The 26,301-nt window shown below is 65.5% G+C and carries 24 protein-coding genes; 8 read left to right on the top strand and 16 right to left on the bottom strand.

Annotated features, from left to right (window positions below; genetic code table 11):
• Window positions 1-4: 4 nt before the first annotated feature.
• Together pgeF and rluD are read right to left on the bottom strand one after the other, a co-directional pair.
• Window positions 5-775: a peptidoglycan editing factor PgeF gene (gene pgeF, locus V3B30_RS22075; protein ID WP_100473715.1), complete on the bottom strand. Its 771-nt coding sequence runs from the start codon at window positions 773-775 to the stop codon at window positions 5-7.
• A complete protein-coding gene (gene rluD, locus V3B30_RS22070; protein WP_262082911.1) occupies window positions 775-1,764 on the bottom strand; it encodes a 23S rRNA pseudouridine(1911/1915/1917) synthase RluD in 990 nt (329 codons plus the stop codon). Before rluD ends, pgeF begins: the two co-directional genes overlap by 1 nt.
• Window positions 1,765-1,877: 113 nt before the next feature.
• Between rluD and V3B30_RS22065 the strand changes: the two genes are divergently transcribed.
• Both V3B30_RS22065 and V3B30_RS22060 read left to right on the top strand, forming a co-directional pair.
• Window positions 1,878-2,765: an outer membrane protein assembly factor BamD gene (locus V3B30_RS22065; protein ID WP_100473717.1), complete on the top strand. Its 888-nt coding sequence runs from the start codon at window positions 1,878-1,880 to the stop codon at window positions 2,763-2,765.
• 189 nt (window positions 2,766-2,954) lie between these two features.
• Entirely contained in the window at window positions 2,955-4,157 is a 1,203-nt protein-coding gene (locus V3B30_RS22060; protein ID WP_262082912.1) for a lipase family protein, read from the top strand.
• A gap of 114 nt (window positions 4,158-4,271) precedes the next feature.
• On the opposite strand, the gene V3B30_RS22055 is transcribed toward V3B30_RS22060, so the two are convergent.
• The 3 genes from V3B30_RS22055 to sucC all read right to left on the bottom strand — a co-directional run bounded on the left by V3B30_RS22055 (window position 4,272) and on the right by sucC (window position 8,176).
• The gene (locus V3B30_RS22055) at window positions 4,272-5,906 is read right to left on the bottom strand and encodes an NAD+ synthase (protein ID WP_262082913.1); all 1,635 of its coding nucleotides are present in this window, start codon (window positions 5,904-5,906) and stop codon (window positions 4,272-4,274) included.
• A 204-nt stretch (window positions 5,907-6,110) separates the two neighbouring features.
• Window positions 6,111-6,986, bottom strand: a complete 876-nt coding sequence (gene sucD / locus V3B30_RS22050; RefSeq protein ID WP_329809776.1) for a succinate--CoA ligase subunit alpha — start codon at window positions 6,984-6,986, stop codon at window positions 6,111-6,113.
• Between the two features lie 20 nt (window positions 6,987-7,006).
• Entirely contained in the window at window positions 7,007-8,176 is a 1,170-nt protein-coding gene (gene sucC / locus V3B30_RS22045) for an ADP-forming succinate--CoA ligase subunit beta (RefSeq protein WP_004154430.1), read from the bottom strand.
• A gap of 405 nt (window positions 8,177-8,581) precedes the next feature.
• Between sucC and V3B30_RS22040 the strand changes: the two genes are divergently transcribed.
• From V3B30_RS22040 to V3B30_RS22030, 3 genes are all read left to right on the top strand, one after another.
• Entirely contained in the window at window positions 8,582-10,195 is a 1,614-nt protein-coding gene (locus V3B30_RS22040) for an ATP-binding protein (RefSeq protein WP_262082914.1), read from the top strand.
• Window positions 10,196-10,255: 60 nt separating this feature from the next.
• Window positions 10,256-11,629 (top strand): sigma-54 dependent transcriptional regulator, encoded by a 1,374-nt coding sequence (locus V3B30_RS22035; RefSeq protein ID WP_100473721.1) that lies wholly within the window; start codon window positions 10,256-10,258, stop codon window positions 11,627-11,629.
• A gap of 214 nt (window positions 11,630-11,843) precedes the next feature.
• Entirely contained in the window at window positions 11,844-12,251 is a 408-nt protein-coding gene (locus V3B30_RS22030; RefSeq protein ID WP_262082915.1) for a hypothetical protein, read from the top strand.
• Window positions 12,252-12,359: 108 nt separating this feature from the next.
• Here the strand turns inward: V3B30_RS22030 and pilB are convergent, their stop codons facing one another.
• The 3 genes from pilB to V3B30_RS22015 all read right to left on the bottom strand — a co-directional run bounded on the left by pilB (window position 12,360) and on the right by V3B30_RS22015 (window position 15,364).
• Window positions 12,360-14,090 carry a type IV-A pilus assembly ATPase PilB gene (gene pilB, locus V3B30_RS22025; protein WP_262082916.1) on the bottom strand — a complete coding sequence of 577 codons (1,731 nt, stop codon included), beginning with the start codon at window positions 14,088-14,090 and terminating at the stop codon, window positions 12,360-12,362.
• 265 nt (window positions 14,091-14,355) lie between these two features.
• Window positions 14,356-14,805 (bottom strand): pilin, encoded by a 450-nt coding sequence (locus V3B30_RS22020; protein WP_080347436.1) that lies wholly within the window; start codon window positions 14,803-14,805, stop codon window positions 14,356-14,358.
• A 109-nt stretch (window positions 14,806-14,914) separates the two neighbouring features.
• Window positions 14,915-15,364, bottom strand: coding sequence for a pilin (locus V3B30_RS22015; protein ID WP_049442650.1), 450 nt, complete (start codon window positions 15,362-15,364; stop codon window positions 14,915-14,917).
• A gap of 354 nt (window positions 15,365-15,718) precedes the next feature.
• Between V3B30_RS22015 and V3B30_RS22010 the strand changes: the two genes are divergently transcribed.
• Genes V3B30_RS22010 through coaE form a run of 3 tightly spaced genes read left to right on the top strand, consistent with a single transcriptional unit; the run spans window position 15,719 to window position 18,473 of the window.
• A complete protein-coding gene (locus V3B30_RS22010; RefSeq protein WP_262082917.1) occupies window positions 15,719-16,978 on the top strand; it encodes a type II secretion system F family protein in 1,260 nt (419 codons plus the stop codon).
• 8 nt (window positions 16,979-16,986) lie between these two features.
• Window positions 16,987-17,850, top strand: a complete 864-nt coding sequence (locus V3B30_RS22005; RefSeq protein WP_005418626.1) for an A24 family peptidase — start codon at window positions 16,987-16,989, stop codon at window positions 17,848-17,850.
• 11 nt (window positions 17,851-17,861) lie between these two features.
• Window positions 17,862-18,473, top strand: coding sequence for a dephospho-CoA kinase (gene coaE, locus V3B30_RS22000; protein WP_262082918.1), 612 nt, complete (start codon window positions 17,862-17,864; stop codon window positions 18,471-18,473).
• Between the two features lie 109 nt (window positions 18,474-18,582).
• Here coaE and V3B30_RS21995 read toward each other — a convergent pair whose 3' ends face one another.
• The 8 genes from V3B30_RS21995 to V3B30_RS21960 form a co-directional block, all read right to left on the bottom strand.
• Window positions 18,583-18,969: a hypothetical protein gene (locus tag V3B30_RS21995; protein ID WP_262082919.1), complete on the bottom strand. Its 387-nt coding sequence runs from the start codon at window positions 18,967-18,969 to the stop codon at window positions 18,583-18,585.
• Between the two features lie 484 nt (window positions 18,970-19,453).
• Window positions 19,454-20,824 (bottom strand): HAMP domain-containing sensor histidine kinase, encoded by a 1,371-nt coding sequence (locus tag V3B30_RS21990; RefSeq protein WP_075676409.1) that lies wholly within the window; start codon window positions 20,822-20,824, stop codon window positions 19,454-19,456.
• On the bottom strand, window positions 20,787-21,464 hold the full coding sequence (locus V3B30_RS21985) for a response regulator transcription factor (RefSeq protein WP_005410804.1): 678 nt from the start codon (window positions 21,462-21,464) through the stop codon (window positions 20,787-20,789). Before V3B30_RS21985 ends, V3B30_RS21990 begins: the two co-directional genes overlap by 38 nt.
• 161 nt (window positions 21,465-21,625) lie before the next feature.
• Window positions 21,626-22,087, bottom strand: coding sequence for a hypothetical protein (locus V3B30_RS21980; protein ID WP_100473730.1), 462 nt, complete (start codon window positions 22,085-22,087; stop codon window positions 21,626-21,628).
• Window positions 22,088-22,202: 115 nt separating this feature from the next.
• The gene (locus V3B30_RS21975; RefSeq protein WP_100473731.1) at window positions 22,203-22,673 is read right to left on the bottom strand and encodes a hypothetical protein; all 471 of its coding nucleotides are present in this window, start codon (window positions 22,671-22,673) and stop codon (window positions 22,203-22,205) included.
• Between the two features lie 95 nt (window positions 22,674-22,768).
• Window positions 22,769-23,248: a hypothetical protein gene (locus V3B30_RS21970; protein WP_262082920.1), complete on the bottom strand. Its 480-nt coding sequence runs from the start codon at window positions 23,246-23,248 to the stop codon at window positions 22,769-22,771.
• A 258-nt stretch (window positions 23,249-23,506) separates the two neighbouring features.
• Window positions 23,507-24,385 (bottom strand): 30S ribosomal protein S6--L-glutamate ligase, encoded by an 879-nt coding sequence (gene rimK, locus V3B30_RS21965; RefSeq protein WP_100475240.1) that lies wholly within the window; start codon window positions 24,383-24,385, stop codon window positions 23,507-23,509.
• A gap of 262 nt (window positions 24,386-24,647) precedes the next feature.
• A partial coding sequence (locus V3B30_RS21960) for a calcium-binding protein (protein ID WP_329809775.1) occupies window positions 24,648-26,301 on the bottom strand: 1,654 nt, incomplete at its 5' end.

The following is a 26,301-nucleotide window of genomic DNA, read 5'->3' as shown; positions in this document are numbered from 1 at the left end:
GGGGTCAGGGCGCGATCCAGGCCAGGGTCGCCATGCGCCCGGTACGACGGTCGCGCCGGTGCGAATACAGGTCCGGGTCGGCCATGGTCGACACCGTGCCGCCATACACCTGCGCCGGGTCCATCCCCGCCGCCTGCAAGCGCTGCCGCGCCAGCGCGAACAGGTCCACCTTCCAGTGGCCTGCGCGGGTGGCCACGAACGCCGCCCCGGCGGCCGGATCATGGCCGACGAAGGCGTGGTAGACCTCCTCGCCGATCTCGTAGTCGGCCGGCCCGGCGGCCGGGCCCAGCCAGGCCCGCAGCTGCGCAGGCGGCGTCTGCATGGCGGCCACCGTGGCCTCCAGCATGCCGTCGGCCAGCCCACGCCAGCCGGCATGGGCCGCGCCCACCTCGCTGCCATCGGCCGCGGCGAACACCACCGGCAGGCAGTCGGCGGTCAGGATCGCCAGCACCACGCCCGGCACCGAAGTCACCGCGGCGTCGGCCACCGGTTCGCTGGCGCCGGCCACCGGTGGCGCGGTGAAACGCAGCACGGTGCTGCTGTGCACCTGGCGCAGCCAGTGCGGTGCCGAGGGCAGTGCCAGCCCCTGCTGCAGCAGCTGGCGGTTGTGTTCCACATTGGCCGGGGTATCGCCATCGGCCGCGTGCCGGTTGCCCAGGTTGAACTGCGCGAACGGCGCCGGCGAGATGCCCGCGCCATGCCGGCGCGTGGTCAACGCATGGACGCCTGCGGGCACCGGCCAGTCGGCCTGCAGCAACGGCAGCGCGGCCGCCATCACCAGCGGTCCCGCTCGCGGGCGGCGAAGGCTTCGCTGTCTTCGCGCAGCACCTTCATTAGGTGCAGCATGTCCTCCGGCACCGGCGCGGTATTGCGCACCGGCTCACCGGTGATCGGGTGCATGAATTCCAGGGTCTCGGCGTGCAGGGCCTGGCGCTTGAAGCCGCGCAGCGCGGCCACCAGCTCGTCGCTGGCGCCCTTGGGCAGCTTCAGTGCACCGCCGTACAGCGGGTCGCCGATGATCGGGTGGCGCACGTGCGCCATGTGCACGCGGATCTGGTGGGTACGGCCGGTTTCCAGGCGGCACTCCAGCGCGGTGTGCGCTCGGAAGCGCTCGCGCAGGCGGTAATGGGTCACCGCTTCCTTGCCGTCTTCGCGCACCGCCATCTTCAGGCGGTCGCGCGGGTGGCGGTCGATCGGGGCATCGGCGGTACCGCCGGCCACCAGCGCGCCCATCACGATGGCCAGGTACTGGCGGTGCACGTCACGGGCCGCCAGCTGCTCGACCAGTGCGGTCTGCGCTTCCAGGGTCCTGGCCACCACCATCACGCCGCTGGTGTCCTTGTCCAGGCGATGCACGATGCCCGCGCGCGGCAGCACCGCCACCGACGGATCGCGGAACAGCAGGGCGTTGACCAGGGTGCCGCTGTAGTTGCCGGCACCGGGGTGGACCACCAGGCCCACCGGCTTGTTGATCACCAGCACGTGCTCGTCCTCGAACAGCACGTCCAGCGGGATATCCTCCGGCTGGGCGTCGGTCTGGGTTTCCAGCACCACAGTGAGGGTCACCACCTCGCCACCGCGCAGCGGATCGCGCGGGCGCACCTGGGCGCCATCCAGCAGGACGTCACCGGCCTTGATCCACTCGGTCAGGCGCGAACGCGAGTATTCGGGGAACAGTTCGGCCACGACGGCGTCGAAACGACGCCCGGCAGCGGTGTCGGGGACGATGGCCTGGCGGGCCGATTCAGAGGGTTGTTCAGACATGGCAGGGGGCATTCTTTGAAATTTTGGGGTCCCGGCGGCCGGTTTCAGTCGCTGGACAGGACACTAGGCTATCATCGACCCTTCGTATTCCAGCCGCGTCCCGCCTCGACCCCATGATCCGACGCTCCGCCATGCTCTCCGCGCCCGTCCGCCTCACCGCCCTGCTGCTGGTGCTGGTCATCGCCGCAACCGGCTGCCATCGCGGCGCCAAGAAGGGTGATCGCCCCGATGAAGGGGCGCCGGTCGAACAGCTGTACGAGAAAAGCCACAAGCTGATGCAGGGCGGCAACTGGAGCGGCGCCGAAGCCAGCTTCCGCCGCCTGGTGGCCCAGTACCCCTATGGCCCGTACACCGAGCAGGCGATGATCGAAACCGCCTACGCCCAGTACAAGGCCGGCAAGCACGATGACGCGGTGTCCAGCATCGACCGCTTCATCCGTACCTACCCGACGCACCGCAACATCGCCTACCTGTACTACCTGCGCGGCCTGGCCAACTCCAATCGCAGTACGGTTTTCCTGCGTCGCGTATGGTCGTTGGACGCCAGCCGCCGCGACCTGTCCACGCCGCACCAGGCGTACTCGGACTTCAACATCGTGGTTGATCGTTACCCGAACAGCCGCTACGCCGCCGATGCGCGCCAGCGCATGCTGGAGCTGCGTGACGTGTTCGCCCAGCACGAGCTGGACAACGCCCTGTACTACATGCGCCGCGGCGCCTGGGTCTCGGCCGTGGGCCGCGCCAACTACCTGCTGGAAACCTACCCGCAGAGCGCCTTCCAGTACGACGCCGTGGCCGTGCTGGCCGATTCCTACACCCACCTGGGCAACAAGACCCTGGCCGACGACGCCCGTCGCGTCCTGCAGCTGAACCAGCCCGACCACCCGTGGCTGGAAGGCAAGTGGCCGAAGTACCCGTGGATGATCCGCAAGCTGAACCCGTTCGCCGGCGAGAAGTCCGCCAGCACCGGCCAGCGCAACGCGCGACTGGAAAAGAAGTAAGAGAGGGCCCCGAAAGGGGCCTTTTCTTTGTCGGTAGATCCACGCCATGCGTGGATGGTTCGTGCGCCAATGGACCACGACGCTAGGAATGCTACGAATCCCCGGCGGATGCGACGCCGGTCGCAACCCGCCCGGGCGAGGCGCTCCACACTGCGGCGCAACGGCCATCCCGGCCGTCAAGGAGCGCCCATGTCTCCACTGCCCCTTCCTTTCCGGCCTCTCTCGTGTGTCATCGCCATCGCCCTGCTGGCGCTGTCGCCGGGCCCCCTGACAGCTGCACCGGTCGCACCGGGCGACCTGCTGTCTGCTGCCCCCTATCGCGCGTCATGGGTGCCGTCAAAGGCTGCGCAGGCCTACAAGCTGCACTATCGCACCCCGGACCATCGCGGCCAGCTGGCCGAAGGCACTGGCCTGCTGTACCTGCCCGCTGGCGCGGCGCCTGCAGGCGGTTGGCCGGTGGTGTCCTGGGCACATGGCACCCAGGGCATTGCGGATCGCTGTGCGCCCTCGGTGTCCGGCCCGTACCAGCCCGAACGCGACGGGCGCTTCCTCGATCAGTTCCTGGCACAGGGCTATGCCGTCGTCGCCGCCGACTACCAGGGGCTCGGAAGTCCAGGCGACCATGCCTACCTGCATGTACGCACCGCCGCGCGCAATGCCATCGATCTGGTCAAGGCCAGCCGCCAGTACCTGGGCAACGCAACGCTGTCGCCGCGCTGGGTCTCGGTTGGCCATTCGCAGGGGGGTGCCGCCGCACTCACCGCAGGCCACATCGCCCCCACCTATGGCGGTTCTTCCCTGCACTACCGCGGCAGCTTCACCACCGGTACGCCCACCGCGGTCGAGCTGACCGCTCTGGTGATGAAGCCCGACAACCGCACCGCCAACCCTGGCGCACTCAACGCGTATCACGCGTACCTGCTCGTCGGCCTGCTGCAGGTCGCGCCGCAGATCGACCGCGTCCTCAGCGATGAAGGCCGCGCCCGCGTGGCAGTGGCACGCGGGCAGTGCCTGGGCGAACTGGCCGTAACGCTGGATGGCGCGGATACCGGCAGCATGTTCATTGCACCGCTGACCAGCGTGCCGGGCATCCGGGCGGTGCTGCATGACTATCTCGGCGTACCGCGCCGCGGCTTCAGCCAACCGCTGATGCTGGGCCATGGCAGCGAGGACCGCGATGTGCCCTATCTGACCACCCTGCTGTATGCCGCAGGCCTGGCCCTGCGTGGCGAGCCGGTCGCGTTCCGTCGCTATCCGGTCGACCACCGCGGCACGCTGGATGCGGCGGCAGCTGATGGGCTGGCGTTCGTGCGTGCACGACTGCAGGACGGCCACTTCGACGAAGCCGCCGAAACCACCGGCCTCGAACAACTGCTCGACGACGTCCGGTAGATCCACGCCATGCGTGGATGATCTTCGACCACCGTGCGGACCAAGGTCCGCACCCACCGGAGAGGGGCCAACGGGTTGCCGGTCAGCGGCCGGCACTACCTGCCAACCGCTGCCTCAGCCCTTGTAGCCGTTGCTGATCGGGTAGCGACGCTCGCGGCCGAAGGCGCGGCGCGAGACCTTCGGCCCCGGCGCGGCCTGGTGCCGCTTCCACTCGCTGATGCGCACCAGGCGCAGCACGCGGTCGACCACGGCCGCGTCGTAGCCGGCGGCCAGGATCTCCGTGCGCGACTGCTCCTGGTCGACGTAGCGATAGAGGATGCCGTCCAGCACGTCATAGGCCGGCAACGAATCCTGGTCCAGCTGGTTCTCGCGCAGTTCGGCCGACGGCGGGCGACTGATCACCGCCGGCGGGATCACCGGCGCGCCGCCCACGGTGTTGCGCCACTTGGACAGGCCGAACACCTCGGTCTTGTACAGGTCCTTCAGCGGTGCATAGCCACCACACATGTCGCCATAGATCGTGGCGTAGCCAACCGCATACTCACTCTTGTTGCCGGTGGTCAGCAGCAGGCCGCCGAACTTGTTGGCCAGCGCCATCAGGATCACGCCACGGCTGCGCGACTGCAGGTTCTCTTCCGTCACGTCCGGCGTGGTGCCTTCGAACATCGGCGCCAGCGCTTCCATCAGGCCCTTGAACGCCGGCTCGATCGACACCGCCTCCAGCTTCACGCCCAGCGCCTGGCACTGCTCGGCCGCCAGGTCGTTGGACAGGCCCGCGGTGTAGCGCGACGGCAGGCGCACGGCGGTCACGTTCTCCGCGCCCATCGCGTCCACCGCCATGGCCAGCACGATGGCCGAGTCGATGCCGCCGGACAGGCCCAGCCACACTTTCCTGAAGCCGTTCTTGCGGCAATAGTCCTGGATGCCACGGGTCACCGCGCGCCAGGCCAGCGCGTCCATGCTCTCGTCGCCGTCGTCCATCCACACGTGCGGCATGAAGCGACGGGTTTCACCGTCGTACTCCACCACCAGCCACTGGTCGACGAAGGCCGCAGCGGCCGGGTGCACCGTGCCGTCACCGTCGGCCACCACCGAGGCGCCGTCGAACACCAGCGCATCCTGGCCACCGACCACGTTGAGATAAGCGATCGCTGCCCCGCTTTCGCGGGTGCGCGCGGCCAGCACGGCATCACGCTGGGCGTGCTTGCCACGCTCGTAGGGCGAAGCATTCGGCACCACCACCAGCTGCGCGCCGGCGCGCATGGTGTCGGCCAGCGGCTCGGCAAACCACAGGTCCTCGCAGATCAGCAGGCCGACCGGAATGCCATTGACCTCGAACACGCAGCTGCCGCCGTCCGGATCGACGTCGAAGTAGCGGCGCTCGTCGAACACGGCGTAGTTGGGCAGTTCGCGCTTGCGGTAGGTCTGCTCGACCAGGCCATCGCGCAGCACGCTGGCGGCGTTGTAGACCACCGCGCCTGCGGCCTGCGGCCAGCCGACCACGGCAGTGATGCCACGGCAGGCGGCAGCGATGCGGGCCATCGCCTGCTCGCACTCGTACAGGAAGCCCGGGCGCAACAACAGGTCTTCCGGCGGGTAGCCACTCACCGCCAGCTCGGGGAACATCACCAACTCGGCGCCGTACTCGTCGCGCGCCTGGCCGATCATCTCGATGATGCGCTCGGTGTTGCCGGCGACATCGCCGACCGGGAAGTCGAACTGCGCCATCGCGATGCGGATCGAAGCCATGGGAATCCAGCCTGTGGTTGCAATGTGCCCATTGTAGCGCCGCGCAGTGCGCGCGCCGGATGCCTGGGGTCAGATCCCTTTTGCTGCGCGAAAGGGATCTGACCCCGCACCAGACGCAGAAAGGCCGCCCGGAGGCGGCCCTTCTGTTTCAAGCAGCCGGCCAGCGGCCGGCTCTACAGCATCCTCTGCCGGAGGCAGTCGACCTTATTTCACCAGCTTGGCGATGGCAGCGCCCAGGTCGCCCGGCGAGCGGACGGTGACGACGCCAGCAGCTTCCATCGCGGCGAACTTGCCTTCCGCGGTGCCCTTGCCGCCCGAAGCAATCGCACCGGCGTGGCCCATGCGCTTGCCGGCCGGAGCCGACGCACCGGCGATGAAACCGACGACCGGCTTCTTCACGTGGTTCTTGATGTACTCGACGCCGGCTTCTTCGGCGTCACCGCCGATTTCGCCAACCATGATGATGCCTTCGGTCTGCGGGTCTTCGTTGAACAGCTTCAGGCAGTCGACGAAGTTCAGGCCGTTGATCGGGTCACCACCGATGCCGATGCAGGTGGACTGGCCCAGGCCGACTTCGGTGGTCTGCTTGACCGCTTCATAGGTCAGGGTGCCCGAACGCGACACGATGCCGATCTTGCCCGGCTGGTGGATGTGGCCCGGCATGATGCCGATCTTGCACTCACCCGGGGTGATGACGCCCGGGCAGTTCGGCCCGATAAGCACGGTGTCCGGATGCGAACGGGTCAGCACGTTCTTGACGCGCAGCATGTCCAGCACCGGGATGCCTTCGGTGATGCAGACGATGACCTTGATGCCGGCAGCAGCGGCTTCCAGGATCGCGTCGGCCGCGTACGGCGGCGGCACGTAGATGACCGAAGCGTTGGCGCCGGTGCTCTGCACGGCGTCGGCAACGGTGTTGAAGACCGGCAGGTCGATGTGGGTGGTGCCACCCTTGCCCGGGGTCACGCCGCCAACAACCTGGGTGCCGTACTCGATCATCTGAGTGGCGTGGAAGGTGCCCTGCTGGCCGGTGAAGCCCTGCACGATCACCTTGGTGTTCTTGTTAATCAAAACAGACATGGGAATTCCTTGGTGTCGAATCAGGCAGCGTTCTTGACAGCTTCAACGATCTTCTTGGCGCCATCGTTGATGTTGTCAGCCGGGATGATGGCCATGCCGCTGTCGCGCAGCAGCTGCTTGCCTTCTTCCACGTTGGTGCCTTCCAGGCGCACCACGACCGGAACCTTGACGCCCACTTCCTTCACGGCGGCGATGATGCCTTCGGCAATCATGTCGCAGCGGACGATGCCGCCGAAGATGTTGACGAAGATGCCTTCAACCTTGTCCGAGGACAGGATCAGCTTGAACGCTTCGATGACGCGCTGCTTGTTGGCACCGCCGCCCACGTCCAGGAAGTTCGCCGGCTCGCCGCCGTTGAGCTTGATGACGTCCATGGTGGCCATGGCCAGGCCGGCGCCGTTCACCATGCAGCCGATGTTGCCGTCCATGGTGACGTAGTTGATGTCCAGCTCCGAAGCGATCACTTCGGTCGGATCTTCCTGGGTCTTGTCGCGCATGGCGACCAGGGCCTTCTGGCGGAACGCGGCGTTGTCGTCGCTGTCGAACTTGCCGTCCAGCGCGTACAGGTTGCCGTCGTCCAGGATGGCCAGCGGGTTGATTTCAACCAGGGCCAGGTCCTTTTCGTTGAACAGGCGGTACAGGTTCACCATGATGCTGGCGAACTGGCCGGCCTGCTTGGCGGTCAGGCCCAGCTTGAAGCCGAAATCACGGCCGTGGTAACCCTGCACGCCTTCGACGAAGTCGACGTTCAGCGAGTGGATCAGCTCCGGGGTTTCAGCAGCGACCTGCTCGATTTCCACGCCGCCTTCCGAAGAGGCGATGTAGGTGATGGTCTTGGTGCCACGGTCGACCAGCACCGACAGGTACAGTTCCTTGACGATCTCGCCGGCGGTGGTCACCAGCACCAGGTTGACCGGCAGTTCAACGCCAGCGGTCTGGTAGGTGGCCATCTTGGTGCCGAGCATCTTGGCCGCAGCGGCCTTCACGTCGTCGGTGGTCTTGCAGAACTTGACGCCGCCAGCCTTGCCGCGGCCGCCAGCGTGGATCTGCGCCTTGACCATCCAGGGGCCCTGGCCCAGGGAGTTGGCAGCGGCAACCGCTTCGTCCGGGGTCGCAGCGACCTTGCCGGCCGGGACCGGGATGCCGTACTCGGCAAGCAGTTGTTTTGACTGGTATTCGTGGAAATTCATGCGTCACCGTGGGAATAGGAACGACCGCACGCAATTCCTCAGGGCCCCGGCGGGGCGCCGGCATGGACCGCGGCGGGCCCACTATTGTGGCCGAGCCAGCGCCGGGGCGCAAAGAAGTCTGTACAAAACGCCAGACCCGGCCAGATTTCCGCCGCCATTCAGGCAGTTGCGCCCGGGGGCCCACTGGCCAGCGGTATCCATCCCGGGCCAAATGCGCGATCCAGGCCACTCCGGCGGCGCCGTGCCGGGGGCCCTATACTGGTCAACCAGGGTGTGTAGCGTCGAGCCAGCTCGACGGCTTCCACCGCAGGCTACATAGAAGCGTCGTACCCGCCCGGCTTCAGGGGACGCCGGGCAGGCCCGCCGCAGATTCCAGACCCAGGCAGCCAGAAGGGGAGTTCCGGCGTGTCACCCAGTGCTTCATTGATCGACCGCATCGAATCAATTCCGCGGCGTGAGCTGTATTTCTTCGCGCTGTACCGGGTGCTGATCGCCTCGGTCATCGCCGCCCTGCTCTACAGCCCGCTGTCGGCCATGGTCGGCGAAGCCCACCACCCGCGGCTGGCCGACACCGTCGCCGCCATCTACCTGGTGCTGTCGCTGCTGGCCCTGGTGATCGGCCGCAACGAACGCTGGCTGCGCCCGATCGTGGTCAGCGGCGTGCTGGTGGACATCATCGCCGCCACCCTGCTGTCGCATGCCCTGCCCGGTGCCAGCGCCGGCATCTCGATGTCGCTGCTGTTCAACATCGCCGCCGCCGCCACCCTGCTGCCGCTCAGCCTGGGGCTGGGCCTGGCGCTGGCCGCCAGCCTCGCCACCGGCGTGGAATACACCTGGAAGCTGCTGGAAGGCGGCGATCCCACCCGCACCCTGGCCGAACTGGCGATGTTCGCCACCAGCTACCTGGCGCTGGCCTTCATCAGTTACCAGGTCGGCAGCCGTGCGCGCCGCAACCAGCAGCTGGCCAACCAGCGCGGCGACGAAGTGGCCAACCTGTTCCAGATCAACGAGCTGATCATCCGCCGCATGCGCACGGGCGTGCTGGTGGTCGACGCCGACAACCGCGTCACCCTGGCCAACGAAGCCGCCTCGATGCTGCTCGGCGACAGCGACGGCAGCGGCGAAAGCGGCCGCCTGGACCTAGCCAGCGCCGCCCCGGAACTTGCCCGTCGCCTGCAGCGCTGGCGCAACGGCTGGGCCCAGGACGAACTGCCGCTGCAGCTCAACCCCGACCAGCCCGAAGTGCAGCCGCGCTTTGCGCGCCTGCTGGCCGGCAGCGAGCTGGCCCTGGTGTTCCTGGACGACTCCAGCGTGGTCTCGCGCCGCGCCGAATCGCTCACTCTGTCGGCGATGGGGCGCTTCTCGGCCAGCCTCGCCCACGAGATCCGCAATCCGCTGGCCGCGATCAACTACGCGGTGCAGCTGCTCGAAGAAGGCACCGGCTTCAACGAAAGCGACCGCCGCCTGCTGCAGATCATCCGCCAGCAGTGCCAGCGCACCAACGGCATCGTCGAAAGCGTGCTGGGCCTGGCCCGGCGCGAGCGCGCCACGCCCGAGAACGTCGACCTGGCCGCCTTCGTGCGCCGCTTCGTGCTGGAGTACAAGCAGGGGCAGACGTTGGAAACCGACAGCATCGAGCCGATCATCAACGACACCTCGGTGCTTGCCCAGGTCGACACCAAGCACCTCTACCAGGTGCTGACCGTGCTGGTGCACAACGCCCTCAAGTACGGCCGCATCGGCCAGCAACCGGCACGGGTGCGCCTGCGCGTGGCGCAGCACGAGCGCAGTGCGGTCATCGACGTGATGGATCGTGGCCCCGGTATTCCCGAGAGCGTGGCTGCGCAGTTGTTCCGGCCGTTCTTCACCACCTCCGAGCATGGCACCGGCCTGGGCCTGTACATCGCCCGCGAGCTGTGCCGGGCCAACCAGGCACGGCTGGACTACATCCCGGTTCCGGCCGGTGGCTCCTGCTTCCGCCTGGTGCTGCCCGGCCCGCATACGCTGTTGCCCTCCTGATCCCGATTTCGTGCGTCAATCATTTGTCGCTTCCAGCCCCCTCGTTTATCTTTCACGCCCATGAACGAAACCCGCAGCGCCCTCGTCGTCGACGATGAACGCGACATCCGCGAACTGCTGGTCCTGACGCTCGGTCGCATGGGGCTGCGCATCAGTACCGCAGCCAACCTTGCCGAAGCGCGCGAACTGCTGGCCAGCAATCCGTACGACCTGTGCATCACCGACATGCGCCTGCCGGACGGCAATGGCATCGAGCTGGTCAGCGAGATCGCCCAGCACTACCCGCGCACGCCCGTAGCGATGATCACCGCCTTCGGCAGCATGGACCTGGCGGTGGAAGCGCTGAAGGCCGGCGCCTTCGACTTCGTCAGCAAGCCGGTGGACATCGCCGTGCTGCGCGGCCTGGTCAAGCATGCACTGGAGCTCAACAACACCGAACGCCCCGCGCCCGGCCCCACAGCCGAACAGGGCGCGCGCCTGCTTGGCGACTCGCCGGCGATGGACGTGCTGCGCACCACCATCGGCAAGGTCGCGCGCAGCCAGGCGCCGGTCTACATCCTCGGCGAATCCGGCGTGGGCAAGGAGCTGGTCGCACGCACCATCCACGCCCAGGGCGCCCGCGCCGCCGGCCCGTTCGTGCCGGTCAACTGCGGCGCCATCCCCGGCGAGCTCATGGAGAGCGAGTTCTTCGGCCACCGCAAGGGCAGCTTCAGCGGCGCCCACGCCGACAAGCCCGGGCTGTTCCAGGCCGCCCACGGCGGCACCTTGTTCCTCGACGAAGTGGCCGAACTGCCGCTGCAGATGCAGGTGAAGCTGCTGCGCGCGATCCAGGAAAAGTCGGTGCGCGCGGTCGGCGCCGCCAACGAAGAGCCGGTGGACGTGCGCATCCTCTCGGCCACCCACAAGGACCTGGCCGAACTGGTCGAGGACGGGCGTTTCCGCCACGACCTCTACTACCGCATCAACGTGATCGAGCTGAAGGTGCCGCCGCTACGCGAGCGTCGCCAGGACCTACCGGAACTGGCCGCGTCGGTGCTGGCACGGCTGGCCCGCAGCCACGGCCGCCCGACGCCGCTGCTGGCGCCGTCGGCACTGGACGCGCTGGCCCAGTACGCCTTCCCCGGCAACGTGCGCGAACTGGAGAACATCCTGGAGCGCGCGCTGGCGCTGGCCGAAGAAGACCGCATCGGCGCCGACGACCTGCGCCTGCCGCAGCACGCACCGCGCGCCCCAGGCAGCGCCGCTCCCGCCGAAGCCGTGGCGGACCTGCAGCCGGGCAGCGCCGCCCTGCCCTCGTACATCGAACAGCTCGAGCGCAGCGCCATCCAGCGCGCGCTGGAAGAGAACCGCTGGAACAAGACCCGCACCGCCGCGCAGCTGGGGATTACCTTCCGGGCGCTGCGCTACAAGCTGAAGAAGCTGGGGATGGAGTAAGCCCGGGGTCGGATCCCTTTCCGCAGGAAAGGGCTCTGACCCGGCGCGGGCCACCCCATCCATGCATGGCGTGGATCTACTGGATGGCGGGCCATTTCGCCATCCGCGCATGGCCAGCCAGACACATCAACGACAAACTCAAGGGACCTGTATGCGACGTTGGACACTGACCTCACTCACCTGCCTCAGCCTCGTCTTGGGCAGCTTCGGGGCCATGGCCCAGTACGACCAGCGCCCTACGTGGTCATTAAAGACCTCCCTCCAGGGTAAAGAGCTTGTCGGCGAATGGGAGCTTTCCAAAGCGCCGATCACGGGTGACGGCGCAAACGTCAAAGCAGCGGCACTCGCCGCCACACGGGTGAAGGCGGGATCAACCATGCAGTTCCGGGTCAAGCTGATCGACCCCAGTGGCGTTGCTACCGACATCACCGGATCGAACAAGCTGACGTACATGCCGAAGGGCTGCCTCACCTTCACACAAGACGGCAAGGCCACCGTGTCGAAGACCTCAACCCCACCCTGGTCCTGCAACAGAGGTGACCCGGTGATGCTGACGATTATCTACGCAGATAACGATACGAAGCAGACAGCAGTCAATATGTACCTACTCACTATTGAATGACGGGGCTCGGCCAGATGTGAGCCACGCACGGGGGGCTCTACTGGTAGCCGCCAACCTAGGGTTGGCGGATGGTTTGCACCAGCCAACCATGGTGTAGCTCTATCCGCATTAATCCTTGGTAACGCGATTGATCTCGGCCAGGCTGGTGATCCCGGCCGCCGCCTTTTTCAACGCCGACTGGCGCAGATCGTTCACCCCGATCTGCTGTGCGGCCTCGGCAATCTGCAGCGCATTGCCACCGGCCAGCACGATCGTGGCGATCTCGTCGGTCATCGGCATCACCTGGTAGAGACCGGTACGGCCCTTGTAGCCCTCGGTGCACTCATCGCAGCCGACCGCCTCGTACAGTTCGATGCCCGCATCCAGCTGCGCCTGGGTGAAGCCTTCGGCCAGCAGCGCATGCTCGGGCAGGTTGGACGGGCGCTTGCAGTTGTTGCACAGCCGGCGCGCGAGGCGCTGGGCGATCACCAGGGTCACCGAGCTGGTGATGTTGTACGGCGCGATGCCCATGTTCATCAGACGCGCGATGGTCTGCGGTGCATCGTTGGTATGCAGCGTGGACAGCACCATGTGGCCGGTCTGCGCCGCCTTGATCGCGATCTCGGCCGTCTCCAGGTCGCGGATTTCGCCGACCATGATGATGTCCGGATCCTGTCGCAGGAACGAGCGCAGTGCTGCGGCGAAGGTCATGCCGCGCTTGTTGTTCTGCTGCACCTGGTTGACGCCGGGCAGGCGGATTTCCACCGGGTCTTCGGCGGTGGAGATGTTGCGCGTCTCGTCGTTGAGGATGCCCAGCGCGGTGTACAGCGACACCGTCTTGCCCGAACCGGTCGGGCCGGTCACCAGCACCATGCCGTAGGGCTTGTGGATGGCTTCCAGGAACAGCTTCTGCTGGTCCGGCTCGTAACCCAGCTTGTCGATGCCCAGCTTGGCCGCGCTGCCATCCAGGATACGCAGCACCACCTTCTCGCCGAACAGGGTCGGCAGCGTGCTCACGCGGAAGTCGATCTGCTTGCTCTTGGACAGGTTGAGCTTGATGCGTCCGTCCTGCGGCACGCGCTTCTCGGCGATGTCCAGCTGCGCCATCACCTTCAGGCGTGCGGCGATGCGCTGGTTCAGCTTCACCGGCGCGCGCGCCACCATCTTCAGCAGGCCGTCGATGCGCAGGCGCACGCGGTAGTCGTCTTCATAGGGCTCGAAGTGAATGTCCGAGGCGCCCTTGCGGATCGCGTCCACCAGCACCTTGTTGACGAACTTCACCACCGGGGTGTCATCGCCCTTGGCATCGATGCCGGCGTCGCCACTGGCGCCGAGATCCTCGTCTCCGGCCGCAACGTCCAGGTTGCCCATGCCATCGTCATCCCCCCCCAGCGCGTCGCCCAGTGTGTCGTGGCTGGCATGCCACTGCTCGAGCGTGCGGCGGATCTGGTCTTCATCCACCAGGATCGGCTCCACCACCAGATTGGTGTGGAACTTGATTTCGTCCAGCGAATGGGTCGGGTTGCTGGTACCCACGAACAGCTTGCCGCCGCGTTTGAAGAGCGGCAGCACGTTGTGCTTGCGCAGCAGCTCCTCGCTGACCAGGCTCATCGCGTTCTGGCTGGCATCGAACGTGGACACGTCGAACAGCGGCATGCCGAACTCGACCGCATTGGCGGCCGCCAGCTGGGCCGCCCCGACCACCTTGTTCTGCGCGAACCAGGTCGGCAGCGGCTGCCGGGCGGCAGCGGCCTTGGCCATGGCATCGCGGGCGGAAGCCTCGTCCAGCGCACCATCCTGGACCAGGCGACGCGCCAGGCCGGTGATGCCGACGAGGTTGGCGGTGGTTACGGCGTTCATATGGATCCTTGGCTCATCATGGGTCAGGCAGTGCGGCGCGCCTTCCAGGGGCACCGCACAGGGCAGCAGAACCTGCCGCGACCCGATGGCCGACGACGACGCCAATCCTTCAGCATGACTGCCTCGCCCGGCACTCCCAGCCCGGCAGGCACGATCCTGACTCCCCCGGGGATGATAGCCCCGTCAACGGCTGGGGCACAGGCCTGGCTGGTTAACCGTCAAGGCATCTTCGGCACTCAGCCTGCATGGCCAGCACTTTTGCAGATCAAGTTCCCGTGCAGCCGGAAGGCAGGAACCGCTGTGGAATCGTCGAAGTGCACCGCCAAACGATGTTACCTTCTGGAGATTGCCCGGCCACGAGAGGCGATTCCGCCGCACCGTAGGGAGTCAGGACAATATTCCCGCCACCGGCTTTTGATGTAGTTACGGCTGTAATGGCACCCGAATTGGCATCAACGCTGGTGGACGTGACGTTTGGAGATTTGTCCGCCGCCGACGTCAACGTCGCGCCCGCCCCCAAGTCCGGCGCGTTGCTTGATGCATTGGCGATCACTACTTGCTTCAATCCACTCGCCAGCACCAATGCTTCGGAGACTCTCGCTCTGATCACGTAGTTCTGATACGCAGGTATCGCAATTGCCGCGAGAATCGCAACAATCGCCACGACAATCATCAATTCGATCAGTGTGAATCCATTTTCATGCTTCTTGCTCACCAGACACCCCCCATGCGATGTTTGATTTGATTCGAACACTCTAAGCATCCAAGAAAAAAGCCCCCGAACATCCGAGGGCTTTTATCAGACTCAGCGCTGGAAGCGCAGGTTACTTAGCCGAGCTGGTGCAGGTAGCCGGCAGGTACTTCTGCTTGATCTTGGTAGAGGTGCAGGTCCAGACGATGGTGCCCTCCGGCGGGGTACCAGCGGCCAGTGCTGCGCCACCAGCCTTCGGAGTCAGGATGACGTCGCCATTACCAGCCTTGCTGGTCGTGGTAACAGTAATCGCGCCCGAAGTCGCATCAATTGCGGTCGACGTCACGTTCGGCGAACCGTCAGCAGCCTTGGTAAGAGTGGCACCCTTGCCCAGATCAGATTCGCCCTGCGCGGCATTGTCAGCAACGACAGCCTTCAGGCCATCGGCCAGCACCATCGCTTCAGAAACGCGCGACTTGACGACATAATCCTGATAGGCCGGCAGAGCAATGGCGGCCAGGATGGCGATGATCGCAACGACGATCATCAGTTCGATAAGGGTGAAGCCCTTCTGGTTCTTCATTTGGTACATCCCCAAGATTGTGGTGGTTGAATTCAGAGCACAGGATCGGTCTGACCAACGGTCAGCTGAGCGGGTCCTGCCCCCTGCGGGTGGATCAACGCAGGTTGCGTGCCAACCCCGGCACGCCTCCCCCTGGATTTCCCCGCACCCATGATGGCAGCTATTTCACGGATGGGAACCCCCTGAATGCGAATCTGCGATGGACGCGGCAATGTGACGCAGTGCGTCACCTTTGGTCGGCACCCGACACGAATTCGCAAGATGAGCACTCCAGCGACTGCCCAGACGGGCATGAACCCGCTACCATCGGCGGCTAGACGCCCGCCTGGGGATGGCGGGTCTTGGGGAGTCCACATGTCTGTCAGTCGCAGTGCGATCAAGAAGGAACCCGTGGCGCGTAGCACCATGGAATTGCAGCCGTTTGTCTGGGAGGGGACGGACAAGCGCGGCGTGAAGATGAAGGGCGAGCAGATGGCCAAGAATGCCAATCTGCTGCGAGCTGAGTTGCGCCGTCAGGGCATCAGCCCTGGGCAAGTCAAACCCAAGCCGAAGCCTTTGTTTGGTGCTGCCGGCAGTGCCGTGAAGCCCAAGGACATCGCCTTCTTCAGTCGGCAGATGGCCACCATGATGAAGTCAGGCGTCCCGATTGTAGGAGCTCTGGATATCATCGCGAGTGGGCATAAGAACCCGCGCATGAAGAAGATGGTGGATACGATCCGCACCGATATTGAAGGTGGTTCTTCTCTGTACGAAGCCGTCAGCAGGCATCCGGTCCAGTTCGACGATCTGTATCGAAATCTGGTTCGTGCTGGCGAAGGCGCTGGCGTGTTGGAAACCGTTCTTGACACCATCGCAACATATAAAGAGAACATCGAGTCGCTCAAGGGCAAGATCAAGAAGGCCCTGTTCTACCCGGTGATGGTTATGGCAGTGGCAATGGCCGTCAGCGGAATTCTGCTCGTATGGGTCGTGCCTCAGTTCGAGGACGTATTTAAGGGCTTTGGTGCCGAGTTGCCTGCCTTCACCCAGATGATCGTCAACCTGTCCCGCTTCATGGTGTCTTGGTGGTGGCTCATGCTGCTTGCCCTTGTCGGCACCATCGTGGGGTTCACCGCGGCCTATAAGCGCTCGCCCAACATGCGTCACACGTTGGACAAGTTGATCCTGAAAGTGCCGGTGATCGGCCAGATCATGCATAACAGCGCCATCGCACGCTTTGCCCGCACCACGGCTGTGACCTTCAAGGCCGGTGTCCCACTGGTTGAAGCTCTAGGCATCGTCGCAGGCGCAACAGGCAACAAGCTCTACGAAGAATCCGTACTTCGTATGCGTGACGACGTTTCGGTGGGCTACCCGGTCAACATGGCCATGAAACAAACCAGTCTGTTCCCGCACATGGTCATCCAGATGACCGGCATCGGTGAAGAGGCGGGCGCCCTGGACGCCATGCTGTTCAAGGTGGCGGAGTATTATGAACAGGAAGTCAGCAATGCGGTCGATGCCTTGAGCAGCCTGCTGGAACCGATGATCATGGTATTCATTGGCACCATCGTCGGCGGTATCGTTGTCGGCATGTACCTGCCCATCTTCAAACTTGGCGCCGTCGTCGGCTAAAGGTATCAATGGCATTTCTCGACCAGCATCCCGGCCTCGGCTACCCCGCCGCGGCCGCCCTGGGGCTGCTGCTGGGCAGTTTCCTCAACGTCGTCATCCTGCGCCTGCCCAAGCGGCTGGAGTGGCAGTGGAAGCGCGATGCGCGCGAGGTCCTGGAAGAACCGGACTTCTACGAGCCCCCACCACCGGGAATCGTGGTCGAGCCCTCGCACTGCCCGCACTGCAAGCACAAGCTGAGCTGGTACGAGAATATCCCGCTGTTCAGCTGGATCATCCAGGGCGGCAAGTGCCGCCACTGCAAGGCGCCGATCTCGCTGCAGTACCCACTGGTCGAGGCCCTGACCTCGGTGCTGGTGCTGGCCTGCGTCTGGCAGTTCGGCTTCGGCTGGCAGGGCTTCGGCGCCATCGTGCTGACCTGCTTCCTGATCGCCCTGTCCGGCATCGACCTGCGCACCCAGCTGCTACCCGACCAGTTGACCCTGCCACTGATGTGGCTGGGCCTGATAGGCAACATCGACAACCTGTACATGCCGGCCAAGCCTGCCTTGGTCGGCGCGGCCGTGGGCTACCTGTCGCTGTGGATGGTCTGGTGGCTGTTCAAGCAGCTGACCGGCAAGGAAGGCATGGGCCACGGCGATTTCAAGCTGCTGGCCGCCCTCGGCGCTTGGTGCGGGCTGAAGGGCATCCTGCCGATCATCCTGCTGTCGTCGGTGCTGGGCGCCATCATCGGCTCGATCTGGCTGTATACCCGGGGCCGTGACCGCGCCACGCCCATCCCGTTCGGCCCCTACCTGGCCATCGCGGGCTGGCTGTACTTCATGTGGGGCGCACCCGTGGTGGAGCAGTACCTGGTGTTGAGCGGACTGCGCTGAGGGGAATCCCCATGAGCCGGTATGTGGTTGGCCTGACCGGCGGCATTGCCGCCGGCAAGAGCGAGGTGACCCGGCGCTTCGAGGCGCTGGGCATCGTGGTGGCCGACGCCGATCTGGCCGCCCGCGCGGTGGTCGCCGCCGGCAGCCCCGCCCTGGGCCGCATCGCCGAGCGCTTCGGCGCCGACATGCTGCAGGCGGACGGCAGCCTGGACCGGTCGCGTCTGCGCGCCCACGTGTTCGCCGACCCGACCGAACGGGCCGCGCTGGAAGCGATCACCCACCCGGCCATCCGCCTGCTGATGCAACAGCAGTGCGAGCAGGCCACCAGCCCCTATGCGATTGCCGCCATTCCGCTGCTGACCGAGGTCGGTGGGCGGCAGGCCTACCCGTGGTTGGACCGGGTATTGCTGGTGGATGCGCCCGAAGCCGTGCAGCACGCCCGGCTGATGCAGCGCGACGGCATCGACGCCGCGCTGGCCGACAGGATGATCGCCGCCCAGGCCAGCCGCGCGCAGCGGTTGGCACTGGCCGATGATGTGGTGGTCAACGATGGCCACCCGGAAGATCTGCAGGCGCAGGTGGAAGCGTTGCATGAGCTCTATCTGGAATTGGCTGGGGGCTGAGGCCTGGCTGCCGGCCGGCACCACCGAAGCGAATCCACGCATGGCGTGGATCTACTGGACGACTCAGCGGCCAGCGCTACCGGATCGCGCATCCACGCATGGCGTGAACCTACTCCAGCTGCAGGCGGGCATAGCGGGCCAGTTCTCGTGCGCCGAGCAGCAGACCATCGACGACATCCGGGCTGAGCTGCTGATGGGCACCGCCCTGCTCGCGGGCGGCTTCGGCGGCGTGCAGCACCTGCATGAGTGCATTCAAGCCGGCCAGGGTGCGGCTGAGGCCGGCCATGGTGGCCGCCTGTGCCGGACTGAGGCCCGCAGCTTCCAGCCGCCGGCCGTCGGCGGCATCGCGGCCGTCCATGCGGGCCAGCAGCGCGGGCAGCAGATCCTTGGGATCATCGATCAGGGTTTCGATGCGCTCGGCGACGTCGGCCGGCAGCAGGTCGGCGGCTTCGCCGATCAGGGCGTGCAGTTGGGGGAATACTGGGCGTGCGGACATGGTGAGGCTCCTCGCAGACGACGAGCCACCTGCGGATGCAAGGTGGCGGACGGTGCGGGTTGGCGTACCGGAGATCCGACATTCAGCAAAAAGACTCCAGCGGATTCTGATGAATCCCCACGCACCGCCCGCCGAAGCAAGGCACGCGGTGCATTTTCAACGACGGACCGATGGGCCGTCGAAGATTGCTGAATGTTGGTTTTTTTCAGGACGCCAATCCCGGCCAGGGCACCTGCCCCAGCCGCCCCATCTGGCCATCACGCAGCAGCGTGATCTGTAAGGAAATTCTCAAGCCGCAGTTGGGTGCACGAATGCGTGCATGCGGACACGCGCGCGACGTGGCGGCGATCACGGCGATGTCGTGTTGGGCTTCTGGCCCAGGGTTCCCGTGAGGGGGATTCGATGGCACAAGCGACACAGGGCGCTATGCGAGGTCGGCAGGATTCGTGCCGACCAAGGTCGGCACCCACCAATGCAAGGGCTCTTACAACGGCTTCGGCGAGAACGTCAGGGTGGCGATCACGCCGCGCTCGCCACCAGGGCGCACGCTCACCTGCCAGCCGTACAGATCGCACAGGCGGCTGACGATCGACAGGCCGATGCCACCACCCTGCGAATGGCCTGCGTGCGTACCGCGATAGCCACGCTGGAACAGCTTGGCGGCGTCTTCTTCGCTCAGGCCCGGGCCGCTGTCGGTCACCGACACCGAATTACTGCCGACAAAGACGCGCACTTCGCCATCCTGCGAGTACTTCACCGCGTTGCCGATCAGGTTGCCCAGCGCCACCGACAAGGCCGCCTCGGGCGCATCGATCACCAGGTTGCGCTCGCCTTCCAGCGCCAGTTCCAACGGCTTGCCGCCCAGCTGTGCGCGGTGTGCATCCAGCAGCTGTTCGGCCACGCGGGCGACGTTGCTGGTGCCCTGCCCGCGTTCGTTGCGCGACAGCAGCAGCAGCGCGCCGATCAGGTCGCTGCACTGCTGTTCGGCACGCTGGATGCGCTGCAGGCGCTGCAGCACCTTCTCATCCAGGCCGGGCCGGGTCAGCAGCAGCTCGGTGGCGCCACGGATCACGGCCAGCGGCGTGCGCAGCTCGTGGCTGACGTCAGCATTGAACTCACGGTCGCGCTGCACCACTTCGGTCAGCCGCGACGAATAATCATCCAGCGCCTGCGCCAGCTGCCCCACTTCGTCATCGGGAAAACGCGGCGCCAGCGGCTCGGGATCACTGGTGCCGCCGCGATAGGCACGCAGCCGCGCGGCCAGGTCCGAGACCGGCTTCATCACCTTCGATGCCGACCACCAGCCCAGCACCAGCGACAGCAGGCTGAACACCAGCACCGACAGCACCAGCGCGCGATTGAGCTGCTGCCCACCGCGCACGCTGTCGGTCATGTCGTAGGCCAGGAACGCCCAGGCGTCGGGCGTCTTGCGCACGGCCAGCTTGTAGGCGTACGGCTGCCCACGTTCGTCAGTGCCCGAGATATTGTGGTTGCCATCAGGCAACGCTGCCCAATCAGGCTCTTCCTCGCGCAGCGCATCGAACTTGTCGGGTTTGACGAGGCGCGCGCGCATCTGCTGCACGGGCAGGTCGGGGTTGCGATCCGGGCTCTCGTAGAACCGACGCACATACTCGTTGATGTTGCGGTTCATCACGTCTTCCACCAGCTGGTTTTCCACGCGCATGCGGGCCCAGTTGGTGGCGAACGCGAACAGGGTCGTCAGGCAGAAGCCCAACAACACGAACGAGACGATGATGCGGCTGCGCAGGCGCCGCCGATACGGCGAACGCCGACGCTCCCCCTTGGTTGCCACGGAATCAGGCTTCCGGGGTGGCGATGCGGTATCCGATGCCATGGCGGGTCTGGATCAGCGGCACTTCAAACGGCTTGTCGACCACAGCGCGCAGGCCGTGGATGTGGACGCGCAGCGAATCCGAATCCGGCAGCTCCTCGCCCCAGACGCGGGTTTCCAGCTCCTGGCGGGTCACCACGGCCGGAGCGGCCTCCATCAGGGCCTGCAGGATCTTCAGTGCGGTCGGGTTGAGCTGCAGCAGCTTGCCCTGGCGGCGCACTTCCAGCGTGTCCAGGTTGTATTCCAGATCGCCGGTTTCCAGCACGCGGGTCTGCACGCCCTTGCCGCGGCGCGACAGTGCGTTCAAGCGCACTTCCACTTCCTGCAGCGCGAACGGCTTGATCAGGTAGTCATCGGCGCCGGAATCGAAACCGGCCAGCTTGTTGTCCAGCGAGTCGCGGGCAGTCAGCATCAGCACCGGGGTCTGCTTGCGCGCTTCGTTGCGCAGCTTGCGGCACACTTCGATGCCGTCCATGCCCGGCAGGTTCAGGTCCAGCACGATGGCGTCGAACTCGTGAACCACGGCCAGGTGCAGGCCGGTCACGCCGTCGGCGGCGAAGTCCACGGTGTGGCCACGATCCTCAAGGTAGTCGCCAAGGTTGGCGGCGATGTCGCTGTTGTCTTCGATTACGAGAATGCGCACTGGGACCTCTGGTTCTTGAAGGGTCGTCGGGGGGCCAGGCCCACCCGCTCAGGATGCCCCTGTGCGGGTGGACGCGACGTCTACCTGCTGAACGATACAGGTTCCATTCTTAACATTTCGTACCGAAGGGGCGACACCAGTAAAAGCCCCGGGGCGAGCGGTCAGCGGCTGATGCGCTGCTGGTCGGTCAGCGCCCGGCGGCTGTCTTCCTGGGCCTTGCGACGCTGGGCCACGGTCAGGCAGACGCTGGTCGGCATGTTGCTGCCGGTAAGGCGCTCGCGGCGGCAGATCATGCGGCTGTCGGCCTGGGCGCGGGTCATGATGGTGTTGACGATCTCCTGCTCGTTGAACAGGTCGTTGCGCTCCTGCGGCGCCAGCTCATCCACCTTCTCGCGGCCATTCATCTTGATCCGGATCCGGTTCAGTGCCTGCTGCACGCGGCTCTTGTCCTCCAGCCCGATCTCGCTGTAGTCCTCACTGCCCATGGCCGTTTCAACGCGACGGATCTGTTCGGAGACCGGGGTGAAGGAATCCATCTGCACGGTGTCCTTCTGCGCCCTGGCCTGCACGGTGGCAACCAGGCCCAGCGACAGCATCAGGGCGAGCGTAGTGTTGCGGTACATGACGAGCTCCATGTTCGTCCATGAATAGGGTCTCGACTTTACGGTTCCGCCGATGCGTCCACAAGGGACGCACGGCAGGGTGACCGATGGCGGCGTGCGATCGGCCCGCCAGCAATCAGGGCTTGTAGTTGTTGAAGCGCTGGTTGTCGTTGAGCGCCTTGCGGCTGTCTTCCTGCGCCTTGCGGCGCTGGGCCACGGTCATGCAGACGCTCTGCGGCATGTTGCTGCCGGTGGTGCGTTCGCGGCGGCAGACCATGCGGCTGTCGGCGTGGGCGCGGGTCATGATCGTGTTGATCACTTCCTGGTCGTTGAAGATCTCGGTGCGGTCCTGCGGACTGACCTGCTCCACGCGTTCGTGGTCGCCCATCTTGATCTTGATGCGGCCCAGCGCCTGCTGCACGCGGCTCTTGTCTTCCAGCCCGATCTCGCTGTAGTCCTCGGTGTTGATCGCCGCTTCGACGTTGCGGATCTGTTCGGCCACCGGGGCGTTGGCGTCGAACTTCACCTGCCCTTTCTCGGGCTTGGCGTGGGCAGTGGTGGCCAGGGCCAGGCCCAGCATCAGGGCGACGGGGGTCATGCGCTGCATCGTTACCTCCAGGTTCTTCCATGAGTGGAACATTGACCCTGCGGTGCCACCGCCATGCCACCAGTGCACGTTCGGTGGGCCGGAGGGCGGTGCGGTCAACGCCCGGCGGGCGGTGGGCTGAGCGTGTTGTAGCTGCGCTGGTCGTTGATCAGCGCCTTGCCTTTCTCTTCGATCCGGCGCCGTTCGGCCACGGTCAGGCAGCGGCTCTTGGGCATGTTGCTGCCGGTGGTGCGTTCGTACCTGCAGATCTGGCGGCTGTCTTCATGGCCACGCGCCAGCAGGGTGTTGATGCGTTCCTGCTCGTTGAAGACCTCGGCCTGCATCTGCGGCGGCAGCTCCTGCACGCTCTGGCGCTCGCCCATGTATTGGCGGATACGCGAAAGCGACTGCTGTACCTGGCCGCGATCCTCGGCAGACAGTTCGGCATAGTCGGGGGCGGCCAGGGCGATCTCCACCTGGCGCATCTGCTCGGCGACCGACCCCTGCCGGTCCATCTGTACAGCGACCTTCTCCGGCTTGGCGGCAACAGCGCCAGACAGGCCCAGCAGCAACGCGATCGTCATGATGCGGTACATCGCCAACCTCCCGATCCATCCCGGAACGAAGGGCCAACTCTACGACCGTCACGCGGCGTCCACAAGAGACCTTGGGCACAGGGCCGACAGGCATAAAAAAGGCCCAGACGGTGCACCCGCCTGGGCCTGAAGTCGTATCCCGATACCGATCCTGCTGAGAGGCAGAGCTGCGGTTCGCTGAAGCCTACGCCGGAGCCGATTAAAGCCTCGTTAAAGCGCCGGATCATTTGGCCATGAGAATCGCAACCACCTGAATAATCAGGGCTTTTTGATCTTTTCCACGTGCTCGATGATGCGTGTGGCCACGTCGACCCCGCAGGCCGCTTCGATGCCTTCCAGCCCCGGCGTGGAGTTGACCTCCAGCACCAGCGGGCCGCGCGCGGAGCGGATCAGGTCCACGCCGCATACCGACAGGCCCAGCGCCCTGGCCGAGCGCACCGCCACCTGCTGCTCGGCGCGGCTGGCCTTGGCCGCCACGGCGGTGCCGCCGGCGTGCAGGTTGGAGCGGAAGTCGCCCTCCGGTGCCTGCCGCTGCATCGACGCCACCACCTGGTCGCCCACCACAAAGCAGCGCAGGTCCGCGCCCTTGGCCTCGCCGATGAATTCCTGCATCAGGAAGTTGGCGTACAGGCCGCGCAGCGCTTCGACGATGCCGCGCGAGGCACTGGCCTTTTCGGTCAGGATCACACCGCGCCCCTGGGTGCCTTCATTGAGCTTCACCACATGCGGCGGCGGGCCGAGCATGGACAGCAGGTCGACGGTGTCGTCGGGGTTGTCGCCGAACACGGTGACCGGCATGTCGATGCCCTTGGCCGCCAGCAGCTGGTGCGCGCGCAGCTTGTCGCGCGAACGCAGGATGGCATCGGACGGATTGGGCGTGCGCGCGCCCATCAGCTCGAACTGGCGCAGCACCGCGGTGCCGTAGCGGGTGATCGAGGCACCGATGCGCGGAATGACCATGTCCACGCCGGTCATTGGCCGGCCCTTGTAGTGCATGGAAAAGCCATCGGCGGCGATGCGCATGTAGCAGCGCAACGGATCCAGGATGCGCACGGTATGGCCGCGCGCGCGCGCCGCCTCGACCAGCCGACGGGTGGAATACAGGGAGCTGTTGCGGGACAGGATGGCGAGCTTCATCGCAGTGGGATCGGTCGGCAGGCGCGCAGCATAGCGCGGGCGTGTGGCGGGTGGATGATGCCAGCAAGGATGGACCAACTAACTTGGGGTCTCCTCGTAGGTGCGCCACTTACCCCTACTCAGCCCCCCCCCAAGAGAGCCGCCACATGCCTGCTGCAAAATGGGCAGTACGCCCCGACGCCATATCTACCATTCGAGCCCCGGGCGCCAATCGACACCCGGGGACTTGTTTCAACAGGGGAACTCCGCAAACTTCAGTTCATCACATCGACGCAATCAGATTCACGCTCTGCGTTTGCTCAATAGTCAATGGCGTGAGCACTGCGGCGGACCCACTCTGCGCCATTGCCGCAATCAGACTATTCAACTCGACGTTATCTACATTCCGGCCATCTGCAAAACTCAGGACCTCGATCTGTGCACCGGTGGATCCGAACCACCCCCTGAAAGTAACCGAGTCAGTCTCTTCAGCGAAGCTCAGCTGAAGATCATTACCCTGCCTGAGGAAGCGTGCATCGCCCGATTGCAGACCCTCGCCCAACACCAGCGTATCAATCGAGTCGCTGGCGTACTGGCCAGTTTCCACGATCGTGTCATGGCCATCGCCCTTGTTGAACAGGTAGGTATCGCTCTTGATGCTACCGATCAACGTGTCGTTGCCGACGCCACCGGCCAGGATGTTGCGGTCGGACGTTACCGCCACGCCCAGCGTGTCATTGCCGGCGCCGCCGTGCAGCTCGTTGCTGCCCAGTCCACCGTCAATGACATCGTCGCCTTCTCCGCCCAGGATCAGATCGTTGCCGTTCCAACCAACGATCTTGTCATCCCCGGAGGTGCCCAGCGTGGTCAACTGCGCCCGGATGTTGGCCGCCGTCCACTGGGTACCGTCGGCAAACACCAGCTTCTCGATGCTGGCCGACGCGTTCTCGCCCAGTGAACTGGTCAGCCAGTCCTTCAGCCGCACCGTGTCACTGCCGCCACCAAAGCTCAGCACCACATCACGTCCTTCGCGCAGCACCCGCACATCGGTGGCGGACAGGCCTTCGCCCAGCACCAGCGTATCAACCGAGTCGCTGGCGTACTGGCTGGTTTCCACGATCGTGTCGTGACCATCGCCCTTGTTGAACAGGTAGGTATCGCTCTTGCTGCCACCGATCAACGTGTCGTTACCGATACCACCGGCCAGAATGTTGCGGGCGGAGGTTGCCGCCACGCTCAGCGTGTCATTGCCGGCGCCGCCGTGCAGCTCGTTGCTGCCCAGTCCACCGTCAATGACATCGTCGCCTTCTCCGCCCAGGATCAGATCGTTGCCGTTCCAACCAACGATCTTGTCATCGCCGGAGGTGCCCAGCGTGGTCAACTGCGCCCGGATGTTGGCCGCCGTCCACTGGGTACCGTCGGCAAACACCAGCTTCTCGATGCTGGCCGACGCATTCTCGCTCAGAGAACTGGTGAGCCAGTCCTTCAGCCGCACCGTGTCACTGCCGCCGGCAAAGCTCAGCACCACATCACGTCCTTCGCGCAGGACACGCACGTCGGTGGCGGACAGGCCTTCGCCCAGCACCAGCGTATCAATCGAGTCGCTGGCGTACTGGCCAGTTTCCACGATCGTGTCATGGCCATCGCCCTTGTTGAACAGGTAGGTATCGCTCTTGATGCTACCGATCAACGTGTCGTTGCCGACGCCACCGGCCAGGATGTTGCGGTCGGACGTTACCGCCACGCCCAGCGTGTCATTGCCGGCGCCGCCGTGCAGCTCGTTGCTGCCCAGTCCACCGTCAATGACATCGTCGCCTTCTCCGCCCAGGATCAGATCGTTGCCGTTCCAACCAACGATCTTGTCATCCCCGGAGGTGCCCAGCGTGGTCAGCTGCGCCCGGATGTTGGCCGCCGTCCACTGGGTACCGTCGGCAAAC

Source organism: Stenotrophomonas sp. SMYL41 (assembly GCF_036319965.1).
GTDB classification, from domain to species: domain Bacteria; phylum Pseudomonadota; class Gammaproteobacteria; order Xanthomonadales; family Xanthomonadaceae; genus Stenotrophomonas; species Stenotrophomonas maltophilia_R.
Note: the sequence above shows the minus strand (reverse complement) of the source record. Positions and strands in the feature narration are given on the sequence as shown.

Excerpts from the sequence above, each read along its gene's own strand:
- V3B30_RS21990 (WP_075676409.1), bottom strand. The coding sequence starts at position 20,824 with ATGGCATCGGATACCGCATCGCCACCCCGGAAGCCTGATTCCGTGGCA.
- V3B30_RS22055 (WP_262082913.1), bottom strand. The coding sequence starts at position 5,906 with ATGGCTTCGATCCGCATCGCGATGGCGCAGTTCGACTTCCCGGTCGGC.
- sucC (WP_004154430.1), bottom strand. The coding sequence starts at position 8,176 with ATGAATTTCCACGAATACCAGTCAAAACAACTGCTTGCCGAGTACGGC.
- rimK (WP_100475240.1), bottom strand. The coding sequence starts at position 24,385 with ATGAAGCTCGCCATCCTGTCCCGCAACAGCTCCCTGTATTCCACCCGT.
- pilB (WP_262082916.1), bottom strand. The coding sequence starts at position 14,090 with ATGAACGCCGTAACCACCGCCAACCTCGTCGGCATCACCGGCCTGGCG.
- V3B30_RS22035 (WP_100473721.1), top strand. The coding sequence starts at position 10,256 with ATGAACGAAACCCGCAGCGCCCTCGTCGTCGACGATGAACGCGACATC.
- V3B30_RS22015 (WP_049442650.1), bottom strand. The coding sequence starts at position 15,364 with ATGAAGAACCAGAAGGGCTTCACCCTTATCGAACTGATGATCGTCGTT.
- V3B30_RS21975 (WP_100473731.1), bottom strand. The coding sequence starts at position 22,673 with ATGCAGCGCATGACCCCCGTCGCCCTGATGCTGGGCCTGGCCCTGGCC.
- V3B30_RS21980 (WP_100473730.1), bottom strand. The coding sequence starts at position 22,087 with ATGTACCGCAACACTACGCTCGCCCTGATGCTGTCGCTGGGCCTGGTT.
- V3B30_RS22030 (WP_262082915.1), top strand. The coding sequence starts at position 11,844 with ATGGCCCAGTACGACCAGCGCCCTACGTGGTCATTAAAGACCTCCCTC.
- pgeF (WP_100473715.1), bottom strand. The coding sequence starts at position 775 with ATGGCGGCCGCGCTGCCGTTGCTGCAGGCCGACTGGCCGGTGCCCGCA.
- V3B30_RS22065 (WP_100473717.1), top strand. The coding sequence starts at position 1,878 with ATGATCCGACGCTCCGCCATGCTCTCCGCGCCCGTCCGCCTCACCGCC.
- rluD (WP_262082911.1), bottom strand. The coding sequence starts at position 1,764 with ATGTCTGAACAACCCTCTGAATCGGCCCGCCAGGCCATCGTCCCCGAC.
- V3B30_RS22005 (WP_005418626.1), top strand. The coding sequence starts at position 16,987 with ATGGCATTTCTCGACCAGCATCCCGGCCTCGGCTACCCCGCCGCGGCC.
- V3B30_RS21970 (WP_262082920.1), bottom strand. The coding sequence starts at position 23,248 with ATGTACCGCATCATGACGATCGCGTTGCTGCTGGGCCTGTCTGGCGCT.
- V3B30_RS21995 (WP_262082919.1), bottom strand. The coding sequence starts at position 18,969 with ATGTCCGCACGCCCAGTATTCCCCCAACTGCACGCCCTGATCGGCGAA.
- V3B30_RS22060 (WP_262082912.1), top strand. The coding sequence starts at position 2,955 with ATGTCTCCACTGCCCCTTCCTTTCCGGCCTCTCTCGTGTGTCATCGCC.
- V3B30_RS22010 (WP_262082917.1), top strand. The coding sequence starts at position 15,719 with ATGTCTGTCAGTCGCAGTGCGATCAAGAAGGAACCCGTGGCGCGTAGC.
- coaE (WP_262082918.1), top strand. The coding sequence starts at position 17,862 with ATGAGCCGGTATGTGGTTGGCCTGACCGGCGGCATTGCCGCCGGCAAG.
- sucD (WP_329809776.1), bottom strand. The coding sequence starts at position 6,986 with ATGTCTGTTTTGATTAACAAGAACACCAAGGTGATCGTGCAGGGCTTC.